We start from the raw sequence: 10,808 nt of genomic DNA on the forward strand, positions 1-10,808 counted from the left end.
AGTGATCTCCCGAACGTCCTTCGTCGAGGGCCGCACCCGTGCCTGCGCCGGACGCCGTCCTCCGGGTCTAGTTCTTCGCGACCAGGGGGCATCCGCCGTCGGCGAGGGGGCGGAACGCCTGCTCGGCCGGGATGGTGTCGAGGAGCTTGTACAGGTCCCACTCGCCCTTGGATTCGGCCGGCGCCTTCACCTCGAACAGGTACATCGGGTGCAGCTTGCGGCCATCGACCCGGATCGAGCCCTTGCCGAACAGCGGGTCGTCGGTGGGGTTGGCCTTCATCCAGGCCATGGTCGTCTGCGGATCCTTCGACTTCGTCGCCGCGACGGCCTTCAGGTAGTGCAGGAGGCCGGCATAGACGCCCGCCTGGTTCATCGTCGGCATGGTGCCGTTGTGGCGCGGCGCGAAACGCTCGGAGAAGGCACGCGTGCCGGGGTTGAGATCCCAGTAGAACGACTCGGTGAGCACCAGCCCGCGGGCCGTCTGCAGGCCGAGCGAATGCACGTCCACCGCGTAGACGAGCAATGCCGCCAGGGTCTGACCGCTCTCCGTCAGACCGAACTCGTGGGCTTGCTTGACGGCGTTGATCGTGTCGCCGCCGGCGTTGGCGAGCCCGACGACCTTCGCCCCCGACGCCTGCGCCTGGAGCAGGAACGACGAGAAGTCCGTGGCTGGGAACGGCACCTTGGCGGCACCGAGCACGCGGCCCCCGCCCTTCTGGACGACCGCGGAGGCCTCGTTCTGGAGCGAGATCCCGAACGCGTAGTCGGCGGTGAGGAAGTACCAGGACTCGCCCCCGCGCTTGAGCATCGCGCCGGCTGTGCCGTGCGCGAGGGCATAGGTGTCGTAGGTCCACTGGATCGTATTGGGCGAGCAGGCCTTGCCGGTCAGGTCCGTGGTCCCGGCGCCGGAATCGATGAAGATCCGGTTCTTCTCGCGCGTGACCTGGCTCACCGCCAGGGCCACCGAGGACGTCGGCACGTCGAAGATCGCGTCGACCCCGTCGCGATCGTACCATTGCCGTGCGATGGCGGCGCCGACATCCGGCTTGTTCTGATGGTCGGCGGAGACGAGATCGACCCGCACGTTGGCGTCGGTCTTGGCGAAATCCTCGATCGCGAGCCGCGCGGCGACCACTGACCCCTGGCCTCCCGTATCGGAGTAGACCCCCGACATATCGTTCAGGACACCCACCTTCACGGTGATCGGCTCCGCCGCGGCTGCCCCGGCCATCGCGCCGCAGGCGATCGCTGCCGAGAGGACGCAGCTGCGGATCAGCGCCATGGTGGACCTCCCGTCGGATGCTTCTTTTTGTGCGTGTTACGAGGGCACGGGCTACAACTCAGCGTCAAGACCGGTCGCCATGGTCTGCGAAACACCTAGCGGAAGTCTCCCTCCGCCGGGCCGCTGCGCTGACTTGTGCGCGAGCGTTGCAGCCAGTCACGGATCCGGTGTTCGATCCGCCCCCAAGGCGTTGACCCACAGGACGACGGCACGCGTCCGGCCGTCCGGATTGCCGAAACGGTGCGGCCGATGGCTGGCGAAGCGGAAGCTGTCGCCGGCGGCAAGGTCCAGCGTCCGGGCTTCGACCACGAGGGTCAGGCGCCCCTCGAGCACCAGGCCGGCCTCCTCGCCGTCGTGGCTGAACAGCTCGTCGCCCGTGCTGGCCTTCGGCTCGAGCACCATGTGGAACAGGCTGAGGCTCGGCGTCCTGCCCGCGGGCGTCAGAAGCTGCTTGGTGATCCCGGCGCGCCAGAGCTTGAGTTCCGCCCGGTCCCGCTCGAACACCACGATCGGGTCGGGGTCCTTCTCCGGGGCGGTCGTCTCGAACAGACCGCCGATCCCGGTCTGGAGCGTGTCGGCGAGTAGGGCCAGGACGCGCAGGGACGGCGAGGACAGGCCGCGCTCCACCTGGCTGATGAAGCCGATCGAGAGGCCGGTGCTGGCCGCGACCTTTTCCAGGGACAGCCGCCGCTCCTGGCGCAGGGCGCGCAGCCGCTGGCCCACGGCCCAGTCCACGGGATCGGCCGCCATCGGTTCGACTTTGGGCCTGCTCACCGCCGCGTCATCCTGGAAAATCCGTGGCATCTTCATGCACGTGAAATCATCTTGCGTCGAGCCGCGAACCGTGCGGTAATCTTCACAGATATGAAAACAGACGAGCGATAGCGCAGAGTCGCGCTATGCCAGTGTCGAGGATCCGCGCCATGAGACGCCTGCTTCCGAGCCTGGGCCTGAGCCTCGCCCTCTTGATCGCCGGCCCGGCCAGGGCCGAGCCGCCCCTGCGGGTCGGCGCCACGCCCACCGGCCTGCCGTTCACCTTCCTCGACACCAAGACCAACTCGATCCAAGGGGTCATGGTCGATCTCGTGAACGCGGTCGGCAAGGAGGCCGGGTTCGCCGTCGCGGTTGAGCCACTGCAATTTTCGACGCTGATCCCGGCACTCACCGCCTCGAAGATCGACATCATCTCGGCGGCGATGTTCATCACACCCCAGCGCAAGGAGGTCGTGGCCTTCTCGGCTCCGGTCTACAGCTACGGCGAGGGGCTGATCGTCCCGAAAGCCGACACGAAGGACTACACGTCCTTCGCCGACCTGAAGGGTGAGACCGTCGGCGCCCAGGTCGGTACCGCCTTCGTCGATCCGTTGAAGAAATCGGGTCTTTTCGCCGAGGTGAAGATTTACGACGCGATCCCGGACATCATTCGCGACGTCAATTCCGGGCGGCTGAAGGCCGGCTTCGCCGACGCGCCGATCCTGGCCTACTACGTCAAGCAGGGGATGTTTCCCGGCGTCCGGCTGGTCGAGACCCTCAAGCCGACCGTCGTCGCCTCGGTGGGCATCAGCGTGCGCAAGGCCGACACCGCCCTGCTCGCCAAGATCGACGCCGCGCTCGCCAAGCTGAAGGCCGACGGGACGCTCGAGAAGATCCTGACGAAGTGGGGTCTGCCGCCCTCGGCCGACCGGTCCTGAGCTTCATGCGCGAGTTCCTGGCCGACGCGCAGGATTATCTGCCGATCCTGTTCCAGGGCGTGCAGCTCACGGTTCTGATCACCCTGGCCTCCCTGGTGGTCTCGACCGTCCTGGGCCTGTTCTGGGCGGTGCTGCGGGTCTCGGGCATCGCCGTGCTGGCCGGCTTCAGCGCGGTGATGATCAACATCCTGCGCGGTATCCCGATCATCGTGCAGCTGTTCTACATCTACTTCGTGCTGCCGGATTTCGGCCTGTCGCTCACGGCGGTGCAGGCTGCGATCATCGGGCTCGGGATCGCCTATTCGGCCTACCAGGCCGAAAATTTCCGGGCCGGCATCGAGGCGGTGGACCGCGGGCAGGTCGAGGCCGCCCTGTCGATCGGCATGGGCTGGTGGATGACCATGCGTCGGGTGATCCTGCCCCAGGCGGTCAAGATCGCGCTGCCGCCTTACGGCAACATCATGATCATGATGCTCAAGGATTCGTCGCAGGCCTCGACCATCACGGTCGCGGAACTGGCCCTCCAGGGCAAGCTCATCGCCTCCTCGACGTTCAAGAACACCAGCGTCTACACGATGGTGGCGCTGATGTACCTGGCGCTGAGCCTTCCGCTGATCCTGCTGGTGCGCCACCTCGAAGCGAAGGGGCGCCACCGGTGATCGTCCTTCAGGATGTGCACAAGCATTACGGCTCACTGGAGGTGATCAAGGGCGTCTCGGCCGAAGTCACGAAGGGCGAGGTGGTCTGCATCATCGGGCCTTCAGGCTCCGGCAAGTCGACGCTGCTGCGCTGCATCAATGGACTCGAAGCCTATGACGGCGGCGAGATCCGGGTCGACGGCCAGCGCGTCGACCGGGACAAGCGCAGCATCCAGGCGGTGCGGACCCGTGTGTCCATGGTGTTCCAGCGCTTCAACCTGTTCGCCAATCGCACCGCGCTGGAGAACGTCGTCGAGGGGCCCATCCACGTGAAGCGAGAGCCCCGCGCCGAGGTCGAGGACCGCGCCAGGGCGCTGCTCGCCAGGGTCGGCCTCGCCGGCAAGGAGCATGCCCGGCCCGATGCGCTCTCCGGCGGGCAGCAGCAGCGCGTCGCCATCGCGCGGGCCCTGGCCATGCGCCCGGAGGCGATCCTCTTCGACGAGCCGACCTCGGCCCTCGATCCCGAGCTGGTTGGCGATGTCCTGCGGGTGATGCGCGGGCTGGCGGACGAGGGCATGACCATGATCGTCGTGACCCACGAGATCGGGTTCGCCCGGGAGGTCGCCGACCGCGTGCTGTTCCTCGATGGCGGTCGCCTGGTCGAGCAGGGGCCGGCCGCCGAGATCCTCAATCGCCCGCAACACCCGCGCACCCAGGACTTCCTGCAGCGGGTGCTGCATCCGCTCTAGGGATTACCGTGGCCGAACCGTTTCCCCTCGCGCCGTCGCTCTGGGCCACCACCGCACCACCGGGACCCGAGACGCCGCCCCTGTCCGAATCCGGGCACGCCGATGTGGTGATCGTCGGCGGCGGCTTCTGCGGCCTCTCGACCGCCCTGCACCTCGCCGAGCGCGGGATCCGACCGGTCGTGCTGGAGGCTCGCGAGGTCGGCTTCGGCGGGTCTGGGCGCAACGGCGGCCAGGTGATCCCGGGCCTGAAATACGATCCCACCGACCTCGTCGCCAAGTTCGGGCGCGAGCGCGGCGAGCGGCTCGCGCGCTTTGCCGGAAGCACCGCCGATACGGTCTTCGACCTGATTGCCCGGCACGAGATGGACGTGCCGCACCAACGCGCCGGCTGGATCCAGGGCGCGCATACCGAGGCCGGGCTCGTCGAGGTCGCGCGCCGGGCGGAGCAATGGGCGGGGCTCGGGGCGCCGACCCGGGTCCTCGACAAGTCCGAGACCGCGCGGCTTCTCGGAACGGAGCGATACCTGGGCGGCTGGCTCGACGGCCGCGGCGGTGCGGTCCAGCCGCTGAGCTACGCCCGTGGTCTCGCCCGCGCGGCGCTGAAGGCTGGCGCCGCCATCCACGGCGGCAGCCCCGTCACCGGCCTGTCCCGCAGCGGATCGACCTGGACCGTCACGACCGCTCAGGGCGCGCGGCTCTCGACCGAGCGGGTCGTCCTGTGCACCAACGGCTATACTGGCGACCTGTGGCCCGGGCTGGCGCAGACCGTGATCGCGGCCAATTCCTTCCAGGTCGCCACAAAGCCGCTCTCGGACAACCTGCGGCGCTCGATCCTGCCCGAGGGGCAGGTCTCGTCGGACACACGCAAGCTATTGCTGTATTTCCGCCTCGACCATACCGGCCGCCTGCTCATGGGCGGCCGCGGTCCGTTCCGCGAGCCGCGCGGTGCCCGCGACTGGGCCCATCTCGAGCGCATCGTCGGCAAGCTGTTCCCGCAGCTCGACGGGGTCGCGTTCGACCATCGCTGGTGCGGCCGTGTGGCGATCACGCAGGATTACCTGCCGCACCTCCACGAGCCCGCACCCGGTCTCATCATCGACATCGGCTGCCAGGGCCGCGGCGTCGGCCTGCAATCCACCATGGGACGGTTGATCGCTGACTACGTCGCGACTGGGGATCCGGACCGCCTGCCGCTGCCGCTGACACCGGTCGAACCGCTGCCGCTGCACGCGTTCCACCGCCTGTACGTGTCGGCCATCATCGCCTGGTACCGGCTCAGCGACGGCGGCATTCGCTGACGCGGACCGCTGTATTCTCCATCCGGGCCGGAAAAGCTGTCAGGCCGAGCCCGTCCATCCGATGACCGCTGTCAGCGGGTCGCCCGAGCCACCCGCGCGCTTCAGGACGCGGGTCTCGACGCGCGGGAAGCCGGCGCGCTGCAGGTACAGGCTAACCAACTGCGCGTGCCCCTCACCGTCGAGGGCGCTCCAGATCGCGACCGCCTTGGTCGGGAAGCAGCGGTTCGAGAAACTGATGATCACCGGTGCGCCGGGGCGCAGGATGCGGGCGACCTCGGACAGGACGTCCACGGGTCGCTGCAGGTACTGCACCGAGACGCAGAGCAGTGCCGCGTCGACGCTCGCCGTGTCGAGCGGCAGGCGCGGCTCGGTGTTGAGATCCTGGACGAAGTGCCGGGCCAGACGCGGGTTGGCGGCCAGTTCCGCCGCGTTCATCCCGTGGCCGATGACGCTTCCGTAGGCGACCTCGTCCGGCAGGTGGCTGATCCAGCTGGACATCAGGTCGAGGACGATGCCGCCGGCAGGCACGACCGCACGGTAGAGGTCGGTCACGGCGGCGATCGCGGCCGCGTCGATATGCGCGACCAACCGCGGCTGCGCGTAGAACAGCGGATCGGGATGGCGGTCGGGCTTGGCGAACGCTTCCGGCGGTAGCTCGGGCAGATTCTGGGTCATGATCGGTACACCTTGGTCGGCCGTCGCACCGGGATCGCACAGCGCGTGCTCGGCTCTGACCGTCCCAACGTTCGATCGCGTCTGCCGACGGCACCGGGTTCGTCAGGAGTCAGCGACGATGATGAAGGCGCCCGCGTCCGCGAGGTGCCGCCGCTCGTCCGCTGGAACTGTCGCGTCGGTGACCAAAGTCCAGCGCCGTGGGAGCGGAGCCCACGCCATCTGCTCCGCGCGCCCGAGCTTGCCTGCGTTCGCCAGCACGATCGTCTCACGCGCCTGCGCGATCATCACGGATTTGAGCGCGACCTGATCGAGGCTCGCCTCGCACAGGCCGCGTCCCGCGACCACGCCGTCCGCGCTCATCACCGTCCGATCCGCGGTCATCCTCTGCAGTGCTTCGACGGCGAGGGGGCCGACGGTGCTCATGCTCGTGGCTCTCAGGCCGCCGCCGAGGACGACGAGATCGATTCCAGGTGCCTGCGCAAGGCAGGGAAGCAGCGCCAGATTGTTCGTGATGATGCGCAGCCGTCGATCGATCAGCAGGCGCCCGAAGGCCGTGACCGTCGAGCCGGCATCGAGGATCAGGGTCTCGCCATCCGCAATGAGTGCGAGCGCCGCCCGGGCGATCGCTTGCTTCTCAGGGCCGTTGATCGCCAGCCTCTGGTCGAGCGTGGTCTCGGGCATGGCCGCGGCCAGGATGGCGCCGCCGTAGGTCCGCCGCACCGCCTTGGTGTCGGAGAGGTGCTGCAGATCGCGCCGGACGGTCGAGGCGGAGACGCCGAACCGTCGTGCGAGATCGTCCACATCGATCTCACCCAGCCCCAGCGCCTCCAACAGCCGCGCCCGGCGTTCCGTACCGCGCATAGCCGTGCTCTTCCTACCTGCCCGCGACAGGAGGCGCTTCCATCCGTCCCGGCAATCCTGTCAAGCCGCGAGCGGTTTCGGCGCCAGCTCGACCGCCTGCCGCAAGGCCTCAATCAAGCTGCGCTCGTCCGCGACGCCCGTGCCGGCGATGTCGAAGGCCGTCCCGTGATCTACGGAGGTCCGGATCACCGGGAGGCCGACCGTGATGTTCACCCCGGCCTCGAGACCCAGCACCTTGATCGGGCCGTGACCCTGATCGTGATACATGGCGACCACCATGTCGTAATCGCCCCGGCCGGCCAAGAAGAACAAGGTGTCGGCCGGCAGGGGGCCACGAACGTCCCAGCCCTTTGCGCGGCAGGCCTCGACCGCCGGCGTGATCTTCTCCGCCTCCTCGCCATGACCGAACAGGCCGTTCTCGCCCGCATGCGGATTGATGGCGCAGACGCCGATCTTCGGCTCGGCGATGCCGGCCTTCACCAGCACCGCATGTCCCCGGGCGATGACGCGCTCGACGAGGCCGGGCTCGATCCGCGCGATGGCGTCGATCAGGCCGATATGGGTCGTGACGTGGATCACCCGAAGCTTGGGCGAGACCAGCATCATCGAGACTTCCGGCGTCCCGGTGAGATGGGCCAGCATCTCGGTGTGGCCGGGAAACTTGTGGCCGGCCGCGTGCAGCGCCTCCTTCGACAAGGGCGCGGTGCAGATGCCTTGCGCCTGCCCCGCCTGGACGATCTCCACCGCCGCCGCGATGCAACGATAGGCGGTCTCGCCGGCGATCGGGGACAACTTCCCGAACGGCAGGTCGTCGGGGACGCATTTCAGGTCGATGCACTGAACCGCGTCGGTGTCGAACGCTGCGTCGCCCGCATCGGCCAGCGAAGCGACCCCGATCGTGGCCCCGACGATGCGGCCCGCCTGCCGCAGGCGCCCGGCATCGCCGACCACCAGCGGTTGGCAGATCGCGTGGACCTCCGGATGCGCCAGCGCCTTCATGATGATCTCCGGCCCGATGCCGGCGGGATCGCCCATGGTGATGGCGATGGTCGGACGGGTCATGTCAGGCTTCCTTCAATTCGCGCTCTGCGCAGGCGGTCACGAATGCGCGCGAGGCTGTCGGCGTCGCCGAACGCCCCGGCCTTCGTGGCGATGGGGATCGAAAGCCGACCCAGTGTGAGGCCGAGCGAGACGCCCGGCTCGATCTCGTCGGCCAGCTGGATCCCGTGGATATCGAAGCGCGTCAACAGCGCCGCCGCGGTCTCGCCGCCCGTGGCGGCGAGCGCCCCGATTTGCCCGGCGGTCGGCGCCAGCGCTTCGGCCAGCGCACGCGCGAGCCGCGGCCCGATACTCATGTCGGGTTCGCCGCCGAGCATGATCTCGACCAAGACATCCTGGCCGGCTGTCAGCCACTCCGCGAGCTGCGTCGCCAGAGACCCCTGGCCTTCCCGGGCCAGCAACGTCTCTGGGGAGACCGGCAGGTGCGCGACGCAGCCGTCGGCGACGAGACGCCTGGCACCGGCGCGCGAGATTTCGGCGAGCGAACCGACCACGAGGAGCGTGCCGCGCCCGTCCGGTGTGATCCGGACCGGCTCGCGTGCAGCCTTCGGCCCGGTAGCCGCGAGTGCGTGCGCCAGCCCGGCACTGCCGATGAAGCAGGCAGACGGCGTCGCAGCCAGTCCTGCCTCGGCGATACGGTGCAGGTCGTCGTCGGTTTCGGCATCGCAGACGACGATTTCGTCAGGACCGGCGGCAGCCTCCGCCAGCATGTCGGCGAGACGGCCACCTCGCACTACCGGCAGTGTGATCGTTCCGGCCCGGATCCCGGCAGTCGCCAGCATCGCGCCGAGGTCGGCGCTGGCATAGGTATGATCGCGCCGCCAGACCTCCGCCTCCTCTAACGGACGGCCGCCGACCCGCATCCGGCCATTCACCGTAGTCCGGCCTGTCGCGGGGAAAGCCGGTGCCAGCACACCGAAGGCTTGTTGACCGTATCGGGTACGCAGATGCGCCAACGTTGCGGCGCTTTCGGCAGCGGGCTGCCCCCGCATCGTCGAGTCGATCTTCTTGAACAGGCGTCGATCCACGCTGTGCAGTCGCTCCAGCAGAGCAGCATGGCGCCCGGCTGCGGCCTTTGCGGAGAGACCACGGCTGTCGGCATCATACGACAGGATCGGAAGCTGATCGTCCGGCGCCGCATCACCCCACATCACGGCCGCGGCGCTTCCGCGCCGCCGGAACGCGATCGCGCAGTCGGCGGCGCCCGTCAGATCGTCGGCGAGGATGAGCCAGCGCGCGCCCATTTCAGGCGCGGCTGACCGGCGCGGGACCAACGGGCTCTCCATCGAGCGCTTCCAGCTCGTCTCCGCCGCGGCCGACGACTCGCGCCGTCCAGGCGGTGACGATCGGGACCAGGATCGCCGTGACGACGACGCAGGCCGCGACCAGGATCGTCGCAGGACCGGCGGCATCCGCGTAGGCCGGATTGGCCGCGGCAACGATCGCGGGCACGGCCGCGGCATTGCCGGCCGTCGACGCGGCAGCGACGCCCGCAACACCTGTCCCGCCTGTCAGGCGATCGGCGAGGAACAGCGGGATGCCGGTGAGGACCACGACCGCGACCCCCATCGCCAAGCCCAGCAGGCCGGCCTGCCACACTTTGCTCAGATCGAGGCCCGCCCCGAGGGCGAAGGCGAAGAACGGGATCATCACCGGGATCGCGCGGCTCAGGAATGCGCGCATCTCGCGGTCCAGGTTTCCGATGATCATGCCGACGAGGAGCGGGAGAACCGCGCCGACCAGCGTCTGCCAGGGAAACGCCGAGAGGCCGGCGACGCCCAGCGTTACCATCGTCAGAAAGGGTCCGCTCTCGAGCGACATGACCGTGTAGGCCCCGACATCGCGCGGGCGCCCATATTGGCCCATCAGCGCCATGTAGAGACCGCCATTCGTGTCGTTCATGCTCGCGACGATGGCCAGGGTGGACAGCCCCGCGAACATTCCCGCGGCAACCGGCGCCTCACCGAGAACCCGTCCGAAGATCAGCCCCAGGATCAAGGCGATCCCGATCTTCACGAGGAGAAGGGTGCCGCCTTTCTTGACGATGTAAGGGGTGGCGCGAAAATCTATGCTTGCACCCATGCAAACATAGAACACGGCCAGGATCGTCAGCGCACCCGAGAATAGCGCTCCCGTGAAAGAACCAAAATACTTCGGGGTTCCCGGAAAGAACGTGGCGATCAACGCGCCGATGAGCAGGGGCACGACCATCATGCCGCCCGGGACACGCTCGATCGCCCGCTTGATCGGGATCTGCATGCTCGTTTCCTCCCTGCGTGATGCACGCGAATTTTTATAGTCCGGTCGGCAATGCCGACCTCGCCTGGCGAGTAGATTGCGCATTCCGCGCATATGGTCAATTCTGATGCGTGGTTCGCGCACAGGACGGACCCGCCTTCCTCGTACGCGACATATTCTTTGGGTTTTTCGGTGTGGTGCCATCAACGCGGTAAACGCAGATTTGCTGGCACCGTAAAATTGGCTACTTGCCTGAGGAAGATCGATTAAAACGCATAAAATATAAATACTTTGAATTAAAAAGCTCAGTTATTATT

General features: G+C 67.9%; 11 protein-coding genes. 4 read left to right on the forward strand and 7 right to left on the reverse strand.

Going from position 1 to position 10,808, the window contains the following annotated elements:
• Positions 1–67 precede the first annotated feature (67 nt).
• Positions 68–1,282 (reverse strand): ABC transporter substrate-binding protein, encoded by a 1,215-nt coding sequence (locus tag FV233_RS09720; RefSeq protein ID WP_147897350.1) that lies wholly within the window; start codon positions 1,280–1,282, stop codon positions 68–70.
• 156 nt (positions 1,283–1,438) lie between these two features.
• On the reverse strand, positions 1,439–2,032 hold the full coding sequence (locus FV233_RS09725) for a cupin domain-containing protein (protein ID WP_147897359.1): 594 nt from the start codon (positions 2,030–2,032) through the stop codon (positions 1,439–1,441).
• Between the two features lie 173 nt (positions 2,033–2,205).
• Here FV233_RS09725 and FV233_RS09730 point away from each other — a divergent pair, with 173 nt between their 5' ends.
• The 4 genes from FV233_RS09730 to FV233_RS09745 are packed head-to-tail and all read left to right on the forward strand — an operon-like array spanning position 2,206 to position 5,658.
• The gene (locus FV233_RS09730) at positions 2,206–2,973 is read left to right on the forward strand and encodes an ABC transporter substrate-binding protein (protein ID WP_147897351.1); all 768 of its coding nucleotides are present in this window, start codon (positions 2,206–2,208) and stop codon (positions 2,971–2,973) included.
• Between the two features lie 5 nt (positions 2,974–2,978).
• A complete protein-coding gene (locus FV233_RS09735) occupies positions 2,979–3,632 on the forward strand; it encodes an amino acid ABC transporter permease (RefSeq protein ID WP_147855084.1) in 654 nt (217 codons plus the stop codon).
• Positions 3,629–4,360: an amino acid ABC transporter ATP-binding protein gene (locus tag FV233_RS09740; protein ID WP_147855083.1), complete on the forward strand. Its 732-nt coding sequence runs from the start codon at positions 3,629–3,631 to the stop codon at positions 4,358–4,360. Before FV233_RS09735 ends, FV233_RS09740 begins: the two co-directional genes overlap by 4 nt.
• An 8-nt stretch (positions 4,361–4,368) precedes the next feature.
• Positions 4,369–5,658: an FAD-binding oxidoreductase gene (locus FV233_RS09745; RefSeq protein WP_147897352.1), complete on the forward strand. Its 1,290-nt coding sequence runs from the start codon at positions 4,369–4,371 to the stop codon at positions 5,656–5,658.
• A gap of 39 nt (positions 5,659–5,697) precedes the next feature.
• Here the strand turns inward: FV233_RS09745 and FV233_RS09750 are convergent, their stop codons facing one another.
• The 5 genes from FV233_RS09750 to FV233_RS09770 all read right to left on the reverse strand — a co-directional run bounded on the left by FV233_RS09750 (position 5,698) and on the right by FV233_RS09770 (position 10,512).
• Positions 5,698–6,333 (reverse strand): methyltransferase domain-containing protein, encoded by a 636-nt coding sequence (locus tag FV233_RS09750; protein WP_147897353.1) that lies wholly within the window; start codon positions 6,331–6,333, stop codon positions 5,698–5,700.
• 102 nt (positions 6,334–6,435) lie between these two features.
• Positions 6,436–7,194 (reverse strand): DeoR/GlpR family DNA-binding transcription regulator, encoded by a 759-nt coding sequence (locus tag FV233_RS09755; RefSeq protein WP_147897354.1) that lies wholly within the window; start codon positions 7,192–7,194, stop codon positions 6,436–6,438.
• A 60-nt stretch (positions 7,195–7,254) separates the two neighbouring features.
• Entirely contained in the window at positions 7,255–8,256 is a 1,002-nt protein-coding gene (pdxA, locus tag FV233_RS09760) for a 4-hydroxythreonine-4-phosphate dehydrogenase PdxA (protein WP_147855079.1), read from the reverse strand.
• On the reverse strand, positions 8,253–9,497 hold the full coding sequence (locus FV233_RS09765; RefSeq protein WP_147897355.1) for a four-carbon acid sugar kinase family protein: 1,245 nt from the start codon (positions 9,495–9,497) through the stop codon (positions 8,253–8,255). The genes pdxA and FV233_RS09765 overlap by 4 nt, the downstream gene beginning before the upstream one ends.
• 1 nt (position 9,498) lies before the next feature.
• Positions 9,499–10,512 (reverse strand): 2-keto-3-deoxygluconate permease, encoded by a 1,014-nt coding sequence (locus FV233_RS09770; RefSeq protein WP_147854599.1) that lies wholly within the window; start codon positions 10,510–10,512, stop codon positions 9,499–9,501.
• Positions 10,513–10,808: the final 296 nt, after the last annotated feature.

The sequence above is a fragment of the Methylobacterium sp. WL7 genome (genome assembly GCF_008040085.1).
Lineage (GTDB): Bacteria > Pseudomonadota > Alphaproteobacteria > Rhizobiales > Beijerinckiaceae > Methylobacterium > Methylobacterium mesophilicum.